The sequence below is a fragment of the Escherichia marmotae genome (assembly GCF_002900365.1).
GTDB lineage: Bacteria > Pseudomonadota > Gammaproteobacteria > Enterobacterales > Enterobacteriaceae > Escherichia > Escherichia marmotae.
The window spans coordinates 1,792,692-1,813,171 of sequence record NZ_CP025979.1; the positions used below are offsets into that span (position 1 = coordinate 1,792,692).

Consider the following 20,480-nt stretch of genomic DNA (forward strand, 5'->3'; position numbering starts at 1 on the left):
AAAAAGCTCGCTTCGGCGGGCTTTTTGCTTTTCTGCGTTTATTCAATATCGAATGCGATGTTGGCACGCCTTACCCTACGAAGTCGGATGCGACGCTGCCGCGTCTTATCCGACCTACGGTTGGCATGCATCCGGCAATGTTGTGAGGCTACAACCCTAACGCATATTTCAGCGCCTGACGTTTCAAGACGCCAGCGCGTTCCGCCGCCATCAAACCAAGATTACGTACAAAACGCAGTGGCGGCAGATTATTGCTGAATCCGGCATAAAACAGATCCATACCGCTTTGCATAATGAAGTTATCCGCCATGCGACGCATCTGGTAACGCTTGAGGATTGGATAACTGGCCCACGCTTCGCCATGACTGCGCGCGCTCACCAGAACGTCAATCAGAGCATCAACATCGCGATAACCAAGATTCACGCCCTGCCCCGCCAGCGGATGAATGGTGTGCGCCGCATCGCCCACCAGTGCCAGACCTGGCTGAACATATTGCAATGCATGACGACGCGTCAGTGGAAACGCCCCCGCAGCAAGCGGCGTCACATAACCGAGACGCGACGGGAAATGTTTCGCGATTTCCGCCTGTAACTGCGCCATATTCATATTCTGTAACTGGCGAATGCGCGCCGGAGAGTCATACCACACCAGCGACGCCCAGTGCTCAAACAACGGCAGGAAAGCACGCGGCCCGTCAGGTGTAAACTGCTGCCAGGTGCTGTCGCCAGGATCATTCTCGCACCGCACGCTAATCAACATACACGACTGCGCATACTGCCAGGCATGAACGCCAATTCCCGCCATCTGCCGCACCTGTGAATTTGCCCCATCGGCACCAATCACCAGCTTCGCGCGGATCACTTCTCCGCCCTTCAGCTCCAGCTCCTGAAGATCATTATCGCGATGCAACGCAATCAGCGAGGCCGGCACACGTAGCGTCACGTTCGGATGCGTCTCCAGTGCCTGCCACAACGCCTGTTGCAGAACGGTGTTTTCCACCATATAGCCAAGCAACGGTAGCTTAAGTTCAGCGGCGTCAAACACCACATGCGCCGTTTCCCACTCCCACGTTTCCAGTCTGCGATAAGGATGGCAACGCATAGCCTGTACCGCATCCCAGACACCTGAACCTTTAAGCAATGATACCGACGCAGCGCTAATCGCTGAAATACGCACGTCAGGCTGGCTGTCCTCTACAAACGGCGCAGGTTCAGCGTGTTCAATAACCGTTACCGAAAATCCGTGCTGCGCCAGTCCCAGCGCCAGTGCGCCGCCGACCATTCCTCCGCCGACAATGGCAATTTCCGTTGGTTGATTTGTCATGGTCAATCATCCTGTTAGCAATATGCTTTAAGTTTACAGGATTTTTACCCCCAAGGGCTGATAACGCTCATACTGGTCACAACGGCAGCAAAGCATTACACTATGCGCCCTGCATTCCTGGCTACTATTTCGCAAGAGCAAGTCGATGACCAAAAAACTCCATATTAAAACCTGGGGCTGTCAGATGAACGAGTACGATTCATCGAAGATGGCCGATCTGCTGGATGCCACCCACGGCTATCAACTGACCGACGTGGCGGAAGAAGCGGATGTGCTGCTGCTGAACACCTGCTCAATCCGCGAGAAGGCTCAGGAAAAAGTCTTCCATCAGTTGGGTCGCTGGAAACTGTTAAAAGAGAAGAATCCGGACCTGATTATCGGTGTTGGCGGCTGCGTGGCTTCGCAGGAAGGCGACCACATTCGTCAACGCGCCCACTACGTCGATATTATTTTTGGGCCGCAAACGCTGCACCGTCTGCCGGAGATGATCAACTCCGTGCGCGGAAACCGCAGCCCGGTCGTAGATATCAGCTTCCCGGAAATCGAGAAGTTTGACCGTCTGCCAGAACCGCGCGCCGAAGGACCAACCGCGTTTGTCTCCATCATGGAAGGTTGCAATAAATATTGCACCTACTGCGTGGTGCCTTACACCCGTGGTGAAGAGGTAAGCCGTCCATCCGACGATATTCTGTTTGAGATTGCCCAGCTTGCCGCTCAGGGCGTGCGTGAAGTCAATCTGCTCGGTCAGAACGTGAACGCCTGGCGCGGTGAGAACTACGACGGCACCACCGGCTCGTTTGCCGATCTGCTGCGTCTGGTTGCCGCTATCGACGGGATCGATCGTATTCGCTTTACCACCAGCCATCCGATCGAATTTACCGACGATATCATCGAGGTTTATCGCGATACGCCAGAACTGGTGAGCTTCCTGCACCTGCCGGTACAGAGCGGTTCCGATCGCATCCTCAACCTGATGGGCCGTACCCACACGGCGCTGGAATACAAGGCGATCATCCGTAAATTGCGTGCGGCGCGTCCGGATATTCAGATCAGTTCTGACTTCATCGTTGGCTTCCCTGGCGAAACCACCGAAGACTTTGAGAAAACCATGAAGCTGATTGCCGACGTCAATTTCGACATGAGCTATAGCTTCATTTTCTCCGCACGTCCGGGTACGCCAGCCGCCGATATGGTTGATGATGTTCCGGAAGAAGAGAAGAAGCAGCGTCTGTATATTCTGCAAGAACGTATCAATCAGCAAGCGATGGCATGGAGCCGCCGGATGCTCGGCACCACCCAGCGTATTCTGGTGGAAGGTACTTCGCGTAAGAACATCATGGAACTTTCCGGGCGTACCGAAAATAACCGCGTGGTCAATTTCGAAGGCACGCCGGATATGATCGGTAAATTCGTCGATGTGGAAATTACCGACGTTTACCCGAACTCCCTGCGCGGTAAAGTGGTACGTACCGAAGAGGAAATGGGTCTGCGCGTGGCAGAGGCTCCGGAATCAGTGATTGCCCGTACCCGCAAAGAAAACGACCTTGGCGTGGGTTATTATCAGCCGTAATTCTCAGGCCCGCCGTTCCGGTGGGCCTTGTTTTTTCTCTCTTTATCCCCATTTTTATCGCAATGCTTGCGCCTTTTTCCTGTGGCGTGAATAATTTCCTTATAGGCCGGTGAATGTTCAGCTTCCGGCGGCATACAAATAAGAGGAACGGTTTGAACATAGACACTCGCGAAATCACCCTGGAGCCAGCAGACAACGCGCGTTTGTTGAGCCTGTGCGGCCCGTTTGATGACAACATCAAGCAACTCGAACGCCGTCTCGGCATCGAAATCAATCGCCGCGATAACCACTTTAAACTGACCGGTCGTCCGATTTGCGTCACTGCCGCGGCAGACATTCTGCGCAGCCTGTATGTCGATACTGCCCCAATGCGCGGTCAGATCCAGGATATCGAACCGGAGCAGATCCACCTTGCGATTAAAGAAGCGCGAGTGCTGGAACAAAGTGCGGAGAGCGTGCCGGAGTACGGAAAAGCGGTCAATATCAAGACCAAACGCGGGGTCATTAAACCACGCACACCGAACCAGGCGCAGTACATCGCCCATATTCTTGACCATGACATCACCTTCGGCGTGGGTCCGGCGGGTACGGGTAAAACCTACCTGGCTGTGGCTGCGGCGGTTGATGCGCTGGAACGTCAGGAAATCCGTCGTATTCTGCTGACCCGTCCGGCAGTAGAAGCTGGTGAAAAATTAGGTTTTCTGCCCGGCGATTTAAGCCAGAAAGTAGACCCGTATCTGCGCCCGCTATACGACGCGCTGTTCGAAATGCTTGGTTTTGAAAAAGTCGAGAAACTGATTGAGCGCAACGTTATTGAAGTCGCGCCGCTGGCCTATATGCGTGGTCGAACACTGAACGACGCATTTATCATTCTTGATGAGAGCCAGAACACCACCATCGAACAGATGAAGATGTTCCTGACCCGTATCGGTTTTAACTCAAAAGCGGTTATCACCGGCGACGTCACGCAGATCGACCTGCCGCGTAATACCAAATCGGGTCTGCGCCACGCCATCGAAGTGCTGGCCGATGTCGAAGAGATCAGCTTTAACTTCTTCCACAGCGAAGACGTTGTTCGTCACCCGGTAGTGGCGCGTATCGTTAACGCCTATGAAGCCTGGGAAGAAGCCGAACAAAAACGTAAAGCGGCGCTGGCGGCAGAGCGCAAGCGTGAAGAACAGGAACAAAAATGAGTCAGGTGATCCTCGATTTACAACTGGCCTGTGAAGATAATTCCGGGCTACCGGAAGAGAGCCAGTTTCAGACATGGCTGAATGCGGTGATCCCGCAGTTTCAGGAAGAATCAGAAGTGACTATTCGCCTGGTCGATACCGCCGAAAGCCACAGTCTGAATCTGACCTATCGCGGTAAAGATAAGCCGACCAATGTGCTTTCCTTCCCATTTGAAGTGCCGCCTGGCATGGAGATGTCGCTGCTGGGCGATCTGGTTATCTGCCGTCAGGTGGTTGAGAAAGAAGCGCAGGAACAAGGTAAACCACTGGAGGCGCACTGGGCGCATATGGTGGTGCACGGCAGTCTGCATTTGTTAGGTTACGATCACATCGAAGATGACGAAGCAGAAGAGATGGAAGCCCTCGAAACAGAGATTATGCTTGCTCTGGGCTATGAGGATCCGTACATTGCCGAGAAAGAATAATTTGCCGGGCATTTGACTGGCAGACGTCCCCGCCGTTGGTAAGTAACGACGGTGTTTTGATTAACTAACATGAGAACCCATACGACGCCATGAGCGACGACAATTCACACAGTAGTGACACGATAAGCAACAAGAAGGGATTTTTCTCCCTGTTACTCAGCCAACTTTTCCACGGTGAACCGAAAAACCGTGACGAACTGCTGGCGCTGATCCGTGATTCCGGGCAGAACGACCTTATCGACGAAGATACGCGCGATATGCTCGAAGGGGTAATGGACATCGCAGACCAACGCGTTCGCGACATCATGATCCCGCGCTCCCAGATGATTACTCTGAAACGCAACCAGACGCTGGATGAATGCCTTGATGTCATCATCGAGTCTGCCCACTCGCGTTTCCCGGTGATCAGCGAGGATAAAGATCACATTGAAGGGATTCTGATGGCGAAAGACTTGCTGCCGTTTATGCGCAGCGATGCTGAAGCCTTCAGCATGGACAAAGTGTTACGTCAGGCGGTTGTCGTTCCTGAAAGTAAGCGCGTAGACCGGATGCTGAAAGAGTTTCGCTCTCAGCGATACCACATGGCGATCGTCATTGACGAATTCGGCGGTGTTTCCGGTCTGGTGACCATTGAAGACATCCTGGAACTGATTGTTGGTGAGATTGAAGACGAGTATGACGAAGAAGATGATATCGACTTCCGTCAACTTAGCCGTCACACCTGGACCGTGCGTGCGCTGGCTTCCATCGAAGATTTCAACGAAGCGTTCGGCACCCACTTTAGCGATGAAGAGGTCGATACCATCGGTGGTCTGGTGATGCAGGCGTTTGGGCATCTTCCGGCGCGTGGCGAAACCATCGACATCGACGGTTACCAGTTCAAAGTGGCGATGGCCGACAGTCGGCGTATTATTCAGGTTCATGTCAAAATCCCGGATGACTCACCCCAGCCGAAGCTGGATGAATAAAACCGAAACTGGATAGATAACTACATGGCTTTTGCCTCATTACTTGAACGCCAGCGCATTCGCCTGCTGCTGGCGTTATTATTCGGTGCCTGCGGAACGCTGGCCTTCTCCCCTTATGACGTCTGGCCTGCGGCGATTGTTTCGCTGATGGGGCTTCAGGCTCTGACCTTTAACCGCCGCCCACTTCAGTCTGCCGCTATCGGCTTCTGCTGGGGATTTGGCCTGTTTGGCACCGGTATTAACTGGGTATATGTCAGCATCGCGACCTTTGGCGGGATGCCAGGCCCGGTAAACATCTTCCTGGTGGTGCTGCTGGCGGCGTATCTTTCGCTGTATACCGGGCTGTTTGCTAGTGTTCTGGCGCGGCTGTGGCCGAAAACCACCTGGCTGCGCGTGACGATTGCCGCCCCTGCCCTCTGGCAAGTCACCGAGTTTCTGCGCGGTTGGGTGCTAACTGGCTTTCCGTGGTTGCAGTTCGGCTATAGCCAGATTGACGGGCCGTTAAAAGGGCTGGCACCGATAATGGGCGTGGAAGCCATTAACTTCCTGCTGATGATGGTTAGTGGCCTGCTGGCGCTGGCGCTGGTCAAACGCAACTGGCGTCCGCTGGTGGTGGCCGTTGTGCTGTTTGCACTCCCCTTCCCTCTGCGTTACATCCAGTGGTTTACCCCGCAACCGGAGAAAACCATTCAGGTTTCAATGGTTCAGGGTGATATTCCACAATCACTGAAGTGGGATGAAAGTCAGCTTCTTAATACGCTGAAGATTTACTACAACGCGACAGCACCGCTGATGGGTAAATCGTCGTTGATTATCTGGCCAGAGTCAGCAATTACCGATCTGGAAATGAATCAGCAACCGTTCCTCAAAGAGCTGGATGGCGTGCTGCGTGAAAAAGGTAGCTCGCTGATCACCGGGATTGTCGACGCGCGCCTCAATAAGCAGAACCGCTACGATACCTACAACACCATCATCACGCTGGGTAAAGGTGCACCTTACAGCTATGAATCGACCAATCGCTATAACAAAAACCATCTGGTGCCGTTTGGCGAGTTTGTCCCGCTGGAGTCGATTCTGCGTCCGTTAGCGCCGTTCTTTGATCTGCCGATGTCGTCATTCAGCCGCGGGCCTTATATCCAGCCGCCGCTGTCCGTGAATGGTATTCAGCTTACCGCAGCCATTTGCTACGAGATCATTCTTGGCGAGCAGGTGCGCGATAACTTCCGCCCGGATACCGACTATCTGCTGACTATCTCCAACGATGCATGGTTTGGTAAGTCTACTGGCCCGTGGCAGCACTTCCAGATGGCGCGAATGCGTGCGCTGGAACTGGCGCGCCCGCTGCTGCGTAGCACCAACAACGGCATTACGGCGGTGATTGGCTCACAGGGTGAGGTTCAGGCGATGATCCCGCAATTCACCCGCGAGGTGTTAACCACTAACGTGACGCCGACTACCGGACTCACACCGTACGCACGTACCGGCAACTGGCCGCTGTGGGTGCTGACAGCACTGTTTGGTTTTGCCTCTGTGTTGATGAGTCTCCGTCAGCGACGTAAATAATCCCTTCTAATTGTGCCGGAATACATTACGTATTTCGGCACGCTCACCGGATGCGGCGTCAATGCGTTATCCGGATGACAAAATTCCCCTATCCAACTTTGGCACATCTATTGCTTTGTTATACAAGGCAAACCTTGAACCGGTGTCGGTACAACCAGGTTGCACCATAGCAATCCACCGATAGCACCAAAAGAGTGCATTTTGAGAATTTTGCTTCGGAATGGTGCGGTGTATCTCGCAAAAACAAACAATAAAACATCAATATCTTTACATTTATACAAACTAAATGTTACCTAACAAGCACAACACTGCACAATAAAGTTGCAGATGATAACAACACAAACACTCACAACGGGTATCCATGCGTTCTTAACGCAGAAGATAAAGGAGTTGGATATGCAATTACGTAAATCTGCCACAGCAATCCTGGCCCTGGCGCTTTCCGCAGGTCTGGCACAGGCAGAAGACACTGCCCCGACTGCAGGCAGTACGCTGGACAAAATCGCCAAAAACGGCGTGATTGTCGTCGGTCACCGCGAATCTTCGGTGCCTTTCTCTTATTACGACAACCAGCAAAAAGTGGTGGGTTACTCTCAGGATTATTCCAACGCCATTGTCGAGGCAGTGAAAAAGAAACTCAACAAACCGGATCTGCAGGTGAAACTGATCCCGATCACCTCACAAAACCGTATTCCGCTGCTGCAAAACGGCACTTTCGATTTTGAATGTGGTTCTACCACCAACAACCTCGAACGCCAGAAACAAGCGGCTTTCTCTGACACCATTTTCGTGGTCGGTACGCGCCTGCTGACCAAAAAAGGCGGCGATGTTAAAGATTTTGCTGATCTGAAAGACAAAGCCGTAGTAGTCACTTCCGGCACCACTTCTGAAGTTCTGCTCAACAAACTGAATGAAGATCAGAAGATGAATATGCGCATCATCAGCGCCAAAGACCATGGTGACTCTTTCCGCACGCTGGAAAGCGGTCGTGCCGTTGCCTTTATGATGGATGACGCCCTGCTGGCCGGTGAACGTGCGAAAGCGAAGAAGCCTGATAACTGGGAAATCGTCGGCAAACCGCAGTCTCAGGAAGCTTACGGCTGCATGCTGCGCAAAGATGATCCGCAATTCAAAAAGCTGATGGATGACACCATCGCCCAGGTGCAGACCTCCGGTGAAGCGGAAAAATGGTTTGATAAGTGGTTCAAAAACCCCATTCCACCGAAAAACCTGAACATGAATTTCGAGTTGTCGGACGAAATGAAAGCACTGTTCAAAGAACCTAATGACAAAGCACTGAACTAATTACAAGAACCAGGGGCGGAAAGTTCAGCCCTCTCGATTGTTACGTAGCACGGACAGACTATACGCCTGATGGTCGTTCCCCATCGGGCCTGAAAACCGCAATACGCTGGGTAACAATCTTCGAGGGTAGCAGTTAACGCTGCTACCCTTTTTTTTCTGGAGTAGATTTATGTCTATAGACTGGAACTGGGGTATTTTTTTACAACAAGCCCCGTTCGGCAACACCACCTATCTCGGCTGGATCTGGAGCGGCTTTCAGGTCACTATCGCTCTGTCGATCTGCGCCTGGATTATCGCTTTCCTCGTCGGCTCGTTATTCGGCATTTTACGTACCGTTCCAAACCGTTTTCTCTCCGGTCTGGGCACGTTGTATGTCGAACTGTTCCGCAACGTGCCACTGATTGTGCAATTCTTTACCTGGTATCTGGTGATCCCAGAACTACTGCCGGAAAAAATCGGCATGTGGTTTAAGGCGGAGCTGGATCCCAATATTCAGTTTTTCCTTTCTTCCATGCTCTGCCTGGGGCTGTTTACTGCCGCTCGTGTTTGCGAACAGGTACGCGCCGCGATCCAGTCGCTGCCACGAGGGCAGAAGAATGCCGCACTGGCGATGGGGCTGACGCTGCCGCAAGCCTACCGCTATGTTCTGTTACCTAACGCCTATCGTGTTATCGTCCCACCGATGACCTCTGAGATGATGAACCTGGTGAAAAACTCCGCCATCGCCTCAACCATTGGTCTGGTAGATATGGCAGCACAGGCCGGAAAATTGCTCGATTACTCCGCTCACGCCTGGGAATCGTTTACCGCCATAACGCTGGCGTATGTGCTGATTAACGCCGTTATTATGCTGGTGATGACGCTGGTCGAACGTAAAGTTCGCCTGCCCGGCAACATGGGAGGCAAATAATGTACGAGTTTGACTGGAGTTCAATCGTTCCTTCCCTGCCGTATCTGCTGGATGGGCTGGTGATCACCCTGAAAATCACCATCACGGCAGTCGTGATTGGTATTTTGTGGGGCACGATGCTGGCGGTAATGCGCCTGTCCAGCTTTGCACCCGTGGCGTGGTTTGCCAAAGCCTACGTCAACGTGTTCCGTTCAATACCGTTAGTGATGGTTCTGTTGTGGTTTTACCTGATCGTGCCGGGTTTTCTGCAAAACGTGCTGGGATTATCACCCAAAACCGATATCCGCTTAATTTCTGCAATGGTGGCATTTTCGATGTTTGAAGCGGCCTACTATTCCGAGATTATCCGCGCCGGTATTCAAAGTATTTCTCGTGGTCAGTCGAGCGCTGCGCTGGCGTTAGGAATGACCCACTGGCAGTCGATGAAACTGATTATTCTGCCGCAGGCGTTCCGTGCGATGGTGCCGCTGCTGCTCACTCAGGGCATCGTCCTGTTTCAGGATACCTCGCTGGTGTATGTGTTATCTCTGGCCGATTTCTTCCGTACCGCCTCAACCATTGGTGAACGTGATGGTACGCAGGTGGAGATGATCCTGTTTGCCGGATTTGTTTATTTCATCATTAGCCTTAGCGCATCGTTGTTGGTCAGCTACTTGAAAAGAAGGACAGCATAATGATTACCCTGAAAAATGTTTCAAAATGGTATGGTCACTTTCAGGTGCTGACCGACTGCTCAACCGAAGTAAAAAAAGGCGAAGTGGTGGTGGTTTGCGGCCCGTCCGGCTCCGGTAAATCGACACTGATTAAAACCGTCAACGGCCTCGAACCGGTGCAGCAAGGTGAAATCACCGTTGATGGCATCGTGGTTAACGATAAGAAAACCGATCTGGCAAAGCTGCGTTCCCGCGTCGGAATGGTGTTCCAGCATTTTGAGTTGTTTCCCCATCTGTCGATTATCGAAAACCTGACCCTGGCGCAGGTAAAAGTGCTTAAACGCGATAAAGTGCCCGCCCGCGAAAAGGCCCTGAAACTGCTGGAACGCGTGGGACTTTCTGCGCATGCCAATAAGTTTCCGGCGCAGCTTTCCGGTGGTCAGCAGCAGCGTGTAGCGATTGCCCGCGCATTATGTATGGATCCTATTGCGATGCTGTTCGACGAACCGACATCGGCACTGGATCCGGAGATGATCAACGAAGTGCTGGATGTGATGGTGGAGCTGGCGAATGAAGGAATGACTATGATGGTGGTCACCCACGAAATGGGCTTTGCCCGTAAAGTAGCAAATCGGGTGATCTTTATGGATGAAGGTAAAATTGTCGAAGACTCGCCAAAAGACGCGTTCTTTGATGATCCGAAATCAGACCGCGCAAAAGACTTCCTCGCGAAAATACTGCACTAATAAGTCAGGCGCGCATACTCAAGTGCGCGCCATCTCACGCTTTATCGTTTCGCCTCTCGTATCTGTTACATCCCGGCGTTACCCTTGTCGCAAAGAAGCACACAACAAGGAGCAACAATGGCACTAATGCCGATCAGTTAAGGATCAGTTGACCGATCCAGTGGCTGTGTAGAGCCTGTTTAAGATTCTGTGTAAATGCCTTTTCTCAGAAGTGACCGTCCAGGCGGTCACCGAACTCGATAATAAAGCGGCTCATTGCCATTCGCCAGTCCTTCAACGGCATCGTCCATTTCTGGGACGCAGACTGGATTGCCAGCCACACCACTTTTTTCACCGAGTCGTCTGTCGGGAACACTTTACGCTTTTTGAGCGCATGGCGGATCACGCTGTTTAGCGACTCGATGGCATTCGTCGTATAGATCACTTTGCGGATGTCCGTTGGATAAGCGAAGAACGTGGCAAGATTCGGCCAGTTAGCCTGCCAGCTTCGGCTTATCTGAGGATAGCGACAGTCCCAGGCCGCAGCGAACGCTTCCAGTGCCTGCTGGCCTGCCTCTTCCGTGGGAGCCTGATAAATCGCTTTCAGGTCGCGAGTGACGGCTTTGTAGTCCTTCCATGACACGAAGCGCAGGCTGTTGCGCACCATATGCACGATGCATAACTGGATGCGGGCCTTCGGATATACTGTGTTGATGGCATCCGGGAAGCCTTTCAGGCCATCCACACAGGCGATGAGGATATCGTTCAGACCGCGGTTTTTCAGTTCAGTCAGCACATTGAGCCAGAACTTCGCCCCTTCATTTTCGGCCAGCCACATACCCAGCAGTTCTTTCTGACCTTCGATATTGATGCCCAGTGCCAGGAACACCGATTTGTTGATGACGCGACTGTCCTGCCGAACTTTCAGGACGATACAGTCAAGATAAACAATGGGGTAAACAGCATCCAGTGGTCGGTTTTGCCATTCTACAACCTGCTCCATCACGGCATCGGTAACCTTTGATATCAGTGCCGGTGAAACATCTGCGTCATACAGTTCTTTGAACGCAGCAGCTATCTCACGGGTGGTCATCCCTTTGGCATACAACGAGAGGATCTGGTTATCCATCCCGGTAATACGGGTCTGATTTTTCTTTACCAGTTGTGGTTCGAAGGTACCGTCACGATCGCGCGGAGTACGCAGTTCCAGTGGACCGTCGCCTGTGATAACGGTCTTTGTGGAAAAACCGTTGCGGGAGTTAGCTCCTGGTCTGGACTGATTTTTCTCATACCCAGGATGGTGTGTCATCTCTGCATTGAGAGCGGCTTCAACGCTGAGCTTTTTCAGCAGCCGATCAAACTGACTGAGGTCTTCAGGGGTTTTGAGGTTTTTGGCCAGTTCGTTAGCCAGAGCCTGTAACTGTTTTTCGTCCATAAATTAACCTTCATTTGATGCTGGATTGAACATATCAAAATCAGGCAATTACACAAATCTATGTACAGGCTCGCTGTGTAAGAATCCGGAAACGCTCACTCGTTTCCGGATTTTTTATGCTCATTGGACAGGCCCTTGATTTGGTATCCCGTTACGATTCTCTGCGTAACCCACTGACTTCTCTGGGGGATTACCTCGACCCCGAACTCATCTCTCGTTGCCTTGCCGAATCAGGTACTGTAACGCTACGCAAGCGCCGTCTTCCCCTCGAAATGATGGTCTGGTGTATTGTTGGCATGGCGCTTGAGCGTAAAGAACCTCTTCACCAGATTGTGAATCGCCTGGACATCATGCTGCCGGGCAATCGCCCCTTCGTTGCCCCCAGTGCCGTTATTCAGGCCCGCCAGCGTCTGGGAAGTGAGGCTGTCCGCCGCGTGTTCACGAAAACAGCGCAGCTCTGGCATAACACCACGCCGCATCCGCACTGGTGCGGCCTGACCCTGCTGGCCATCGATGGTGTGTTCTGGCGCACACCGGATACACCAGAGAACGATGCAGCCTTCCCCCGCCAGACACATGCCGGGAACCCGGCGCTCTACCCGCAGGTCAAAATGGTCTGCCAGATGGAACTGACCAGCCATCTGCTGACGGCTGCAGCCTTCGGCACGATGAAGAACAGCGAAAATGAGCTTGCTGAGCAACTTATAGAACAAACCGGCGATAACACCCTGACGTTAATGGATAAAGGTTATTACTCACTGGGACTGTTAAATGCCTGGAGCCAGGCGGGAGAACACCGCCACTGGATGATCCCTCTCAGAAAGGGAGCGCAATATGAAGAGATCAGAAAACTGGGTAAAGGCGATCATCTGGTGAAGCTGAAAACCAGCCCGCAGGCACGAAAAAAGTGGCCGGGGCTGGGAAATGAGGTGACAGCCCGCCTGCTGACCGTGACGCGCAAAGGAAAAGTCTGCCATCTGCTGACGTCGATGACGGACGCCATGCGCTTCCCCGGAGGAGAAATGGCGGATCTGTACAGTCATCGCTGGGAAATCGAACTGGGATACAGGGAGATAAAACAGACGATGCAACTGAGCAGGCTGACGCTGAGAAGTAAAAAGCCGGAGCTTGTGGAGCAAGAGCTGTGGGGTGTCTTACTGGCTTATAATCTGGTGAGATATCAGATGATTAAAATGGCAGAACATCTGAAAGGTTACTGGCCGAATCAACTGAGTTTCTCAGAATCATGCGGAATGGTGATGAGAATGCTGATGACATTGCAGGGCGCTTCACCGGGACGTATACCGGAGCTGATGCGCGATCTTGCAAGTATGGGACAACTTGTGAAATTACCGACAAGAAGGGAAAGAGCCTTCCCGAGAGTGGTAAAGGAGAGGCCCTGGAAATACCCCACAGCCCCGAAAAAGAGCCAGTCAGTTGCTTAACTGACTGGCATTACAACAATGGCACTGCCAATTCTGTTAGATTGCGACCCAGGTCATGATGACGCTATCGCAATAGTTCTCGCCCTCGCCTCACCAGAGCTTGATGTCAAAGCCATCACATCCTCCGCCGGAAACCAGACGCCCGATAAAACATTACGTAATGTTCTGCGTATGCTGACCCTACTTAATCGCACCGATATTCCGGTGGCTGGTGGCGCAGTAAAACCGTTAATGCGTGACTTGATTATCGCGGACAATGTGCACGGCGAAAGCGGCCTGGACGGCCCGGCATTGCCGGAACCGGCGTTTGCGCCGCAAAATTGCACGGCGGTGGAGCTGATGGCGAAAACGCTGCGCGAAAGTGCTGAACCCGTCACGATAGTTTCCACCGGACCACAAACTAACGTTGCGTTGTTGCTCAACAGCCACCCGGAGCTGCATAACAAAATCGCTCAAATTGTGATTATGGGCGGCGCGATGGGACTCGGTAACTGGACGCCAGCGGCAGAATTTAATATTTACGTTGACCCGGAGGCGGCGGAAATTGTCTTCCAGTCAGGGATTCCGGTGGTGATGGCTGGTCTGGATGTCACCCACAAAGCGCAAATTCACGTTGAGGATACCGAGCGTTTCCGCGCTATTGGTAACCCTGTTTCAACCATCGTTGCCGAACTGCTGGATTTCTTCCTCGAATATCACAAAGACGAAAAATGGGGCTTTGTCGGCGCACCGTTGCATGATCCATGCACCATCGCCTGGCTGCTAAAACCTGAACTGTTTACCACCGTTGAACGCTGGGTTGGTGTCGAAACACAAGGGAAATATACTCAGGGTATGACGGTTGTTGATTATTACTATCTCACTGGTAATAAACCAAATACCACCATAATGGTCGATGTGGATCGTCAGGGCTTTGTTGATTTACTGGCCGATCGTCTGAAATTTTACGCTTAATACACGTCATTGATTAAGATCACCACGTGAAAATGGGGTGATCTTACTCTGACTCTCTCTTTTTCCTTCAAGATATAAATGCAATGGATAATGCAGAACTCGCCATTGGTATCGATCTCGGTACTACCAATAGTTTAATTGCCGTCTGGAAAGGCGGTGCCGCACAATTAATTCCAAATAAATTCGGTGAATATTTAACACCATCCATAATTAGCATGGATGAAAATAATCATATTCTGGTCGGAAAACCGGCTGTATCACGGCGCACTTCGCATCCGGATAAAACCGCAGCGTTATTTAAACGCGCAATGGGCAGTAATACCAACTGGCGGTTAGGCAGCGACACATTTAACGCTCCAGAACTATCCTCTTTGGTATTACGCTCATTAAAAGAAGATGCCGAAGAATTTCTGCAACGTCCGATTAAAGATGTGGTGATCTCCGTTCCGGCTTATTTCAGCGATGAACAACGCAAGCATACCCGTTTAGCAGCGGAGTTAGCCGGGTTAAATGCAGCACGCTTAATTAATGAACCCACAGCAGCCGCGATGGCGTATGGCCTGCATACGCAACAAAACACCCGCTCGCTGGTTTTTGATCTCGGAGGCGGCACGTTTGACGTCACGGTGCTCGAATACGCCACGCCGGTGATTGAAGTTCACGCCTCCGCTGGCGACAACTTCCTTGGTGGCGAAGATTTTACTCATATGCTGGTGGATGAAGTGTTAAAACGCGCCGCAGTGGCTAAAAACACGCTCAACGAAAGTGAACTGGCGGCGCTGTATGTCTGTGTAGAAGCGGCAAAATGTGGCAATCAATTACCGCTGCACATTCACTGGCAGTACCAGGAAGAAACGCGGGAGTGCGAATTTTACGAGAACGAACTGGAAGATTTGTGGTTACCGCTACTCAACCGCTTGCGTGTGCCTATCGAACAGGCATTGCGCGATGCACGTTTGAAACCGAGTCAAATCGACAGTCTGGTGCTGGTTGGTGGCGCTTCGCAAATGCCATTAGTACAGCGAATTGCGGTACGTCTGTTTGGCAAGTTGCCGTATCAAAGCTACGATCCGAGCACCATTGTCGCATTAGGCGCAGCAATCCAGGCCGCCTGCCGCTTACGCAGTGAAGATATTGAAGAAGTGATCCTCACCGATATCTGCCCTTACTCTTTGGGCGTAGAAGTAAACCGTCAGGGGGTTTCCGGCATTTTCTCACCGATTATTGAACGAAACACGACTGTACCTGTATCGCGTGTAGAAACTTACTCGACCATGCACCCGGAGCAGGATTCAATTACGGTTAATGTCTACCAGGGGGAAAACCACAAAGTTAAGAACAATATTCTGGTGGAGTCCTTCGATGTGCCGCTGAAAAAAACCGGCGCTTACCAGTCTATCGATATTCGTTTTAGCTATGATATCAACGGATTGCTTGAAGTTGACGTGCTTCTGGAAGATGGTAACGTTAAGTCCAGAGTGATTAATCACAGCCCGGTGACGTTAAATGCGCAGCAAATAGAAGAGAGTCGGGCGCGGTTATCGGCATTAAAAATTTATCCGCGCGATATGCTTATTAACCGAACTTTTAAAGCCAAACTGGAAGAGTTATGGGCACGAGCGCTGGGCGATGAAAGAGAAGAGATTGGCCGGGTGATTGCCGATTTTGATGCGGCATTGCAGTCAAACGACATAGCGCGCGTCGATGAAGTTCGTCGGCGGGCGAGCGATTATCTGGCCATTGAGATCCCTTAAGCACGGCTGCCGGATGCGGCGTAAACGCCTTATCCGGCCTACCCGTAGGTCGAATAAGATGCGTTAGCATCGCATCCGACATTGAAGGATAGGATGCGTTAGCCTCACATCTAACTGAACAACATCGCAATTTTGCCGAGTGCATAACCTATCACCAGCACCGTTAAGCTGATTTTGATAATGCTGATAATGCTCTGTGGTTTTTCAATCTCATCATTCTTCTCTTCATGTTTTTCAGGTATTGGCTCATCGACATCTTCATCCACCGGCTCCAGCTTCACTTTCGTCAACAGCATACGAGTGATAATCGCTTCTAACGGATGTGCTTCTCCGCATTCCAGCCGCGCCTTCAGGCGGGCCAGCTTCTCTTGTTTCGGAAACGCTTCCAGCACAACCTGTTCCGCTACCTGATACAGATTCAGTAACGGTGAATCTTGCTCTGTCTCGCTACCGACTTTTGATTTCCACCACGCCCATGCTTTGCGCTTATAAAACAACGATTCAATAAATGATTGCCCTAAAGACGATAATTTACCGCTATGTAAAATTTCCGCCCATAGCAGCCGCGTCCGGGCGCTCTCGCCTGGAACATATTTCAGCGGCTTACCTTGTGCATCAACCATGCTCTGCGCTTCGATAACCATCACTAACAGCGCGAAATAATCCGGGCAATGTTGCGCACTCCACTGCAACAACAAATTATCCGCTTGCGTCGATGAATGACTCTCCCAGTATGCACAGAGATCGGCAAGCAGGCTTTCCCCCTCGCCGCAGTACAACCGTTGTGCACACTGGTAATAACGGGCATCTTCGCTTTCTGGTTCTTCCGCTTGCCACTGTTGGGCTACAGGAATGAGTTCCGCCATACCTGTTTGCACCGAGCTGTACCAGCGCAACAGTTTGCGATGTAACTTCGCATCATCAGGAATGAACCACGGACCTTCCATCGCTAAAAACGCAGTAACATAGTCAGGATGGTAACGACAGCAGCGTTCCAGCGCGAAGTAATACTCAATAGTCTGGTTTTGTAACGCGACGGGGTATTCCAGAAGGCTAAGAAAATCGAAACAATCCCCAGCCTGAATAGCTTCAAGAAAAGCCTCCCGCTCTTCTTCATCCATTCCTTCGCTGTCACTAAATGAATGCCAGTTCAAACGCCCGGCCAGCAAAGAAGCGCAATTTAATGAAAGGTATCGAGCTTCTATGGCGATTGCACACAGCGACCAGCGTAATTGATCCACCTCTTCCATATTGTAGTTATTTAATTGCTGAATAAATTTCTGCCAGGCGGAGGGCTGAAAACGTTCACTTTCTGAATTCAGTAATGCTCTGAATGCGCTCAGTGCTTCATGTTCAACTGCGGCGTTGCTCTTTTCATCAACTGATTCTTCTACAGGATTTACCGCCAGTCGCAGCGCCTCTTCATAGGCCTGACGTAATGCTTTAAACCCTTGCGGATCGGTTTCGGGATGACACAACGGTAAGCGAGCAAGATAAGCCTGACGGATAATATCAATTTGCGTTGTGCTTTCGATTTCGAGAATTTGCCAACATGTTTTCATAGGTCGCTCACATCCTTAAGCGTTGCCGGGCATTCAGGCTGAACAGTTAATGGCCGCCAGGGAAGCGTGGCATAGAAACGATCGCTTCCTGCCACCAGTTCTTCAAACATTCGGCTTCCGGCACTATCGTATTTGTACAGGGTTAGCGCCTCGTGTAGCGAAGCGTTGTCTTCACACTGGGAGGATTGCCAGTAGAGACGCCCTAACGAATAGGCGGAAAAATAGTGCATCCAACTGTGATAGTAATAGTGTGCCCGAACATAAACGCGCGATTGCAGCCATAAACTTTCGTCTTCTGTCAGCCAATTATTGAGTACACCGACGCGCGACAAAAACCCCATCCGAACATAATCCCAGGCTTTGATTCCCCCTTCCCCACAGCACATAGCGGTTTGGGCAACGAATTGGGTATAAATCAACCCGCGTTCGGAGCCACCAGCAATTAATGCTTTCCACTCATCAGGGGAAGAGCGATGCCATGCCAGATATAAACCAGCTAAATTATTCGCGTGTCCATCATCAGTCATTTGGTAAATAGTCTGAATTAAATCATCACGATTATTTATTCCCCAGGATGATGAGAGATCAAATTCTTTTATTCCGGTATACATTTTTGGCGAGTCGTGTGCAGGCTTGCATCCCTGATTAAGAATTTCCATTGGCGTAGAAAGCGCAAATAGAAGGTGTTGTTCATCCTTATCCATTTATTAACAATCCTTTAAGTACATTAACTGACTACTTTTTTATTAATGATGAGTATAAACTTGACGCTTTCAAAAAAAAAAGAAAATCGAAGCATTGATAAATGAACAAAAAAATATATTTTATATTCGCAATATTTATAGTTGCGGCAATCACTTGTATTAGCCAACCTAAGAAAACGACCTTGCGCGATAAAGCTATGGCGAATTATGTCTTTGATTATTTAAGCGCACCGGGCAGCCTTCCGTTTACCACGGCAGCAACGGAACTTTCCGTCATTCATGGTCACTCAACATCGCAATATCGCCTTGGCGAATTTTATCTTCATGGTAGTAATGGTAAACCGCTGGATTATGCAATGGCGAGGTACTGGTATGAGCAATCGGCGGAACAGGAAAATCCGCGCGCGCAGAGCAAACTAGGGTGGATCTACCTGAAAGGGCTGGGAGTCAAACCCGATACCCGTAAAGCAATTCTCTGGTATAAAGAAGCCGCTAAACAAGGGTATGTTCATGCACAATACACATTGGGTTTGATCTACAGAAACGGCACAGGCATAAACGTCAATAATTATGAAGCCCGCAAATGGTTGAAACTGGCAGCGGAACAACATTATAAAAATGCGGAAGAATTACTTGCAGAGCTTCCCGCACATTAAGATTTTTATCAGCCAACTAAATGGAGAATGCAACGGGTAAATACAGGATGGTCTGGAAGTTAAAAACATTACCCCTGGCAATGGCATATAAAAAGGATTCCAGTTCTTTTTCGTCTATTATCCCGGCATTTTCCTCCTGCAACCACCGCACTCTTTCTGCTAATAACACGACATACTCGAAAGATAAATAGGCAGCATTCATGGTTATCCTGCACAGCAACCAGCGTAACTTATCAATCTCTTCCATTGAGCAATAATTTAATTGATGAATGAATCGCTGCCAGGTGGACTGCTTAAATCGTTCCTCATCCGAGGATAATAATGCGCGAAATGCCAGCAAAATTTCATGTTCTGCAATTTCAGTGTATTAAGAACATGCATTAGCAGCCAATTTGCCGGGGCGCATTCTCGACGATACAACCCCCCTAAATATGAAGAAGCGGTTGACTGGTAAAGGCTGTCGATCTCCGACAGGCTCTCAACTTGTACCGTAAAGTTCAGTCATCCGCTACAAGAGATGTCAGTAAAGAAATCCGTGAGATTGAAAATTTACTGTAGAGATAAAAACAGATAAGGGTCGGACGATTTTCATTCGACCCAAATTATCTTTATTACTGTGCGAAATCAGACTATTACGGCTCGAACGGGCGTCTCTGGAACTGGTCGTGGCCGCATTTCGGGCATAGCGTCAGCACTTCCGGCGTGTAGATTGGGAGATGAAAATGACATTTCTCGCAGACCAGATTCCCCAGCCCTACCACTTCTCCGCTGTGGTAAACCCCGTGATGGTTGAGATCCTGGAAAACTTCGCGCCACTCAAGCTGCGTTTTATCGGTGATATCCGCCAGCTCCTGCCACAAGCTTTCTTTAATCACCCGCATAAAAACACTGTCAGATTCTTCTTTCAGACTCTCTTCATAGCTCATAGCGAACTCTTCCAGGTCACGTCTGACGGCGCGTGTCAGTTCATCGACCTCGGTTCGCGTTAACTCCCCTGTTTTTATTACGCGCTCGCGCGCCTGTTCTACCAGCGCGTCGATATCACGCTCGCCATTGCGCAGGCGTTCGCTCAGTGACGCGACCAGTTCACGGTAATATTGAGCAACCTTGTTCATCGTTTCATCTCCCCGGTCGTTAACTGACTATAATAATAGACGTTCTTTGTTCCTTACTTTGCTAATACGCCCACAAACTCTGTAAATTAATGTATGAATAATCCGGGCATCATTTCAACGTCGAGTGCGCGAAAGGCTGTTTTGACGCGGACGTTTGGGCTATGCTATGCGGATCTGAAA

Annotated in this window: 18 protein-coding genes and 2 pseudogenes; 14 read left to right on the forward strand and 6 right to left on the reverse strand. The window is 50.7% G+C overall.

What is annotated here, in order from left to right; all coding sequences use genetic code 11:
- Positions 1-148: 148 nt before the first annotated feature.
- The gene (gene ubiF / locus C1192_RS09405; RefSeq protein WP_038355675.1) at positions 149-1,324 is read right to left on the reverse strand and encodes a 3-demethoxyubiquinol 3-hydroxylase; all 1,176 of its coding nucleotides are present in this window, start codon (positions 1,322-1,324) and stop codon (positions 149-151) included.
- A 145-nt stretch (positions 1,325-1,469) separates the two neighbouring features.
- Here ubiF and miaB point away from each other — a divergent pair, with 145 nt between their 5' ends.
- From miaB to gltL, 9 genes are all read left to right on the forward strand, one after another.
- Positions 1,470-2,894 (forward strand): tRNA (N6-isopentenyl adenosine(37)-C2)-methylthiotransferase MiaB, encoded by a 1,425-nt coding sequence (gene miaB / locus C1192_RS09410; protein ID WP_001515972.1) that lies wholly within the window; start codon positions 1,470-1,472, stop codon positions 2,892-2,894.
- 152 nt (positions 2,895-3,046) lie between these two features.
- Positions 3,047-4,087, forward strand: coding sequence for a PhoH family protein (locus C1192_RS09415; RefSeq protein WP_024191850.1), 1,041 nt, complete (start codon positions 3,047-3,049; stop codon positions 4,085-4,087).
- On the forward strand, positions 4,084-4,551 hold the full coding sequence (ybeY, locus tag C1192_RS09420; protein ID WP_000084457.1) for an rRNA maturation RNase YbeY: 468 nt from the start codon (positions 4,084-4,086) through the stop codon (positions 4,549-4,551). Before C1192_RS09415 ends, ybeY begins: the two co-directional genes overlap by 4 nt.
- An 89-nt stretch (positions 4,552-4,640) precedes the next feature.
- Positions 4,641-5,519, forward strand: coding sequence for a CNNM family magnesium/cobalt transport protein CorC (gene corC / locus C1192_RS09425; RefSeq protein WP_001278605.1), 879 nt, complete (start codon positions 4,641-4,643; stop codon positions 5,517-5,519).
- Positions 5,520-5,543: 24 nt separating this feature from the next.
- Positions 5,544-7,082 (forward strand): apolipoprotein N-acyltransferase, encoded by a 1,539-nt coding sequence (gene lnt, locus C1192_RS09430; RefSeq protein ID WP_038355674.1) that lies wholly within the window; start codon positions 5,544-5,546, stop codon positions 7,080-7,082.
- A gap of 396 nt (positions 7,083-7,478) precedes the next feature.
- Entirely contained in the window at positions 7,479-8,387 is a 909-nt protein-coding gene (gene gltI / locus C1192_RS09435) for a glutamate/aspartate ABC transporter substrate-binding protein GltI (RefSeq protein ID WP_016248465.1), read from the forward strand.
- Positions 8,388-8,556: 169 nt separating this feature from the next.
- The gene (gltJ, locus tag C1192_RS09440; protein ID WP_000020950.1) at positions 8,557-9,297 is read left to right on the forward strand and encodes a glutamate/aspartate ABC transporter permease GltJ; all 741 of its coding nucleotides are present in this window, start codon (positions 8,557-8,559) and stop codon (positions 9,295-9,297) included.
- Positions 9,297-9,971, forward strand: a complete 675-nt coding sequence (gene gltK / locus C1192_RS09445; protein WP_000272808.1) for a glutamate/aspartate ABC transporter permease GltK — start codon at positions 9,297-9,299, stop codon at positions 9,969-9,971. The genes gltJ and gltK overlap by 1 nt, the downstream gene beginning before the upstream one ends.
- Positions 9,971-10,696 carry a glutamate/aspartate ABC transporter ATP-binding protein GltL gene (gene gltL, locus C1192_RS09450; RefSeq protein ID WP_038355673.1) on the forward strand — a complete coding sequence of 242 codons (726 nt, stop codon included), beginning with the start codon at positions 9,971-9,973 and terminating at the stop codon, positions 10,694-10,696. The genes gltK and gltL overlap by 1 nt, the downstream gene beginning before the upstream one ends.
- Positions 10,697-10,901: 205 nt before the next feature.
- Here gltL and C1192_RS09455 read toward each other — a convergent pair whose 3' ends face one another.
- Positions 10,902-12,110, reverse strand: a complete 1,209-nt coding sequence (locus C1192_RS09455) for an IS256-like element IS1414 family transposase (protein ID WP_103194764.1) — start codon at positions 12,108-12,110, stop codon at positions 10,902-10,904.
- Between the two features lie 116 nt (positions 12,111-12,226).
- Between C1192_RS09455 and C1192_RS09460 the strand changes: the two genes are divergently transcribed.
- From C1192_RS09460 to hscC, 3 genes are all read left to right on the forward strand, one after another.
- Entirely contained in the window at positions 12,227-13,555 is a 1,329-nt protein-coding gene (locus tag C1192_RS09460; protein ID WP_103194760.1) for an IS4-like element IS4 family transposase, read from the forward strand.
- Between the two features lie 18 nt (positions 13,556-13,573).
- A complete protein-coding gene (gene rihA, locus C1192_RS09465) occupies positions 13,574-14,509 on the forward strand; it encodes a pyrimidine-specific ribonucleoside hydrolase RihA (protein ID WP_001515969.1) in 936 nt (311 codons plus the stop codon).
- Positions 14,510-14,592: 83 nt separating this feature from the next.
- A complete protein-coding gene (hscC, locus tag C1192_RS09470) occupies positions 14,593-16,263 on the forward strand; it encodes a molecular chaperone HscC (protein ID WP_038355254.1) in 1,671 nt (556 codons plus the stop codon).
- A 110-nt stretch (positions 16,264-16,373) separates the two neighbouring features.
- Here the strand turns inward: hscC and C1192_RS09475 are convergent, their stop codons facing one another.
- Entirely contained in the window at positions 16,374-17,825 is a 1,452-nt protein-coding gene (locus C1192_RS09475) for a molecular chaperone DnaJ (RefSeq protein WP_038355253.1), read from the reverse strand.
- Positions 17,822-18,529, reverse strand: a complete 708-nt coding sequence (locus C1192_RS09480) for a DUF1266 domain-containing protein (protein WP_016263043.1) — start codon at positions 18,527-18,529, stop codon at positions 17,822-17,824. The genes C1192_RS09475 and C1192_RS09480 overlap by 4 nt, the downstream gene beginning before the upstream one ends.
- 101 nt (positions 18,530-18,630) lie before the next feature.
- Here C1192_RS09480 and C1192_RS09485 point away from each other — a divergent pair, with 101 nt between their 5' ends.
- Positions 18,631-19,185, forward strand: a complete 555-nt coding sequence (locus tag C1192_RS09485; protein WP_038355252.1) for a tetratricopeptide repeat protein — start codon at positions 18,631-18,633, stop codon at positions 19,183-19,185.
- A gap of 28 nt (positions 19,186-19,213) precedes the next feature.
- Here C1192_RS09485 and C1192_RS09490 read toward each other — a convergent pair.
- Positions 19,214-19,546: pseudogene (locus C1192_RS09490) on the reverse strand (J domain-containing protein); the annotation flags it as partial.
- Between the two features lie 92 nt (positions 19,547-19,638).
- Here C1192_RS09490 and C1192_RS25670 point away from each other — a divergent pair.
- Positions 19,639-19,743, forward strand: a pseudogene (locus C1192_RS25670) (hypothetical protein); the annotation flags it as partial.
- A 74-nt stretch (positions 19,744-19,817) separates the two neighbouring features.
- Here C1192_RS25670 and C1192_RS09495 read toward each other — a convergent pair.
- Positions 19,818-20,300 (reverse strand): zinc ribbon-containing protein, encoded by a 483-nt coding sequence (locus C1192_RS09495; RefSeq protein WP_001044880.1) that lies wholly within the window; start codon positions 20,298-20,300, stop codon positions 19,818-19,820.
- Positions 20,301-20,480 lie beyond the last annotated feature (180 nt).

Excerpts from the sequence above, each read along its gene's own strand:
- C1192_RS09460 (WP_103194760.1), top strand. The coding sequence starts at position 12,227 with ATGCTCATTGGACAGGCCCTTGATTTGGTATCCCGTTACGATTCTCTG.
- corC (WP_001278605.1), top strand. The coding sequence starts at position 4,641 with ATGAGCGACGACAATTCACACAGTAGTGACACGATAAGCAACAAGAAG.
- gltJ (WP_000020950.1), top strand. The coding sequence starts at position 8,557 with ATGTCTATAGACTGGAACTGGGGTATTTTTTTACAACAAGCCCCGTTC.
- rihA (WP_001515969.1), top strand. The coding sequence starts at position 13,574 with ATGGCACTGCCAATTCTGTTAGATTGCGACCCAGGTCATGATGACGCT.
- C1192_RS09455 (WP_103194764.1), bottom strand. The coding sequence starts at position 12,110 with ATGGACGAAAAACAGTTACAGGCTCTGGCTAACGAACTGGCCAAAAAC.
- ybeY (WP_000084457.1), top strand. The coding sequence starts at position 4,084 with ATGAGTCAGGTGATCCTCGATTTACAACTGGCCTGTGAAGATAATTCC.
- gltI (WP_016248465.1), top strand. The coding sequence starts at position 7,479 with ATGCAATTACGTAAATCTGCCACAGCAATCCTGGCCCTGGCGCTTTCC.
- C1192_RS09485 (WP_038355252.1), top strand. The coding sequence starts at position 18,631 with ATGAACAAAAAAATATATTTTATATTCGCAATATTTATAGTTGCGGCA.
- C1192_RS09475 (WP_038355253.1), bottom strand. The coding sequence starts at position 17,825 with ATGAAAACATGTTGGCAAATTCTCGAAATCGAAAGCACAACGCAAATT.
- lnt (WP_038355674.1), top strand. The coding sequence starts at position 5,544 with ATGGCTTTTGCCTCATTACTTGAACGCCAGCGCATTCGCCTGCTGCTG.
- hscC (WP_038355254.1), top strand. The coding sequence starts at position 14,593 with ATGGATAATGCAGAACTCGCCATTGGTATCGATCTCGGTACTACCAAT.
- miaB (WP_001515972.1), top strand. The coding sequence starts at position 1,470 with ATGACCAAAAAACTCCATATTAAAACCTGGGGCTGTCAGATGAACGAG.
- C1192_RS09480 (WP_016263043.1), bottom strand. The coding sequence starts at position 18,529 with ATGGATAAGGATGAACAACACCTTCTATTTGCGCTTTCTACGCCAATG.
- ubiF (WP_038355675.1), bottom strand. The coding sequence starts at position 1,324 with ATGACAAATCAACCAACGGAAATTGCCATTGTCGGCGGAGGAATGGTC.
- gltL (WP_038355673.1), top strand. The coding sequence starts at position 9,971 with ATGATTACCCTGAAAAATGTTTCAAAATGGTATGGTCACTTTCAGGTG.
- C1192_RS09495 (WP_001044880.1), bottom strand. The coding sequence starts at position 20,300 with ATGAACAAGGTTGCTCAATATTACCGTGAACTGGTCGCGTCACTGAGC.
- gltK (WP_000272808.1), top strand. The coding sequence starts at position 9,297 with ATGTACGAGTTTGACTGGAGTTCAATCGTTCCTTCCCTGCCGTATCTG.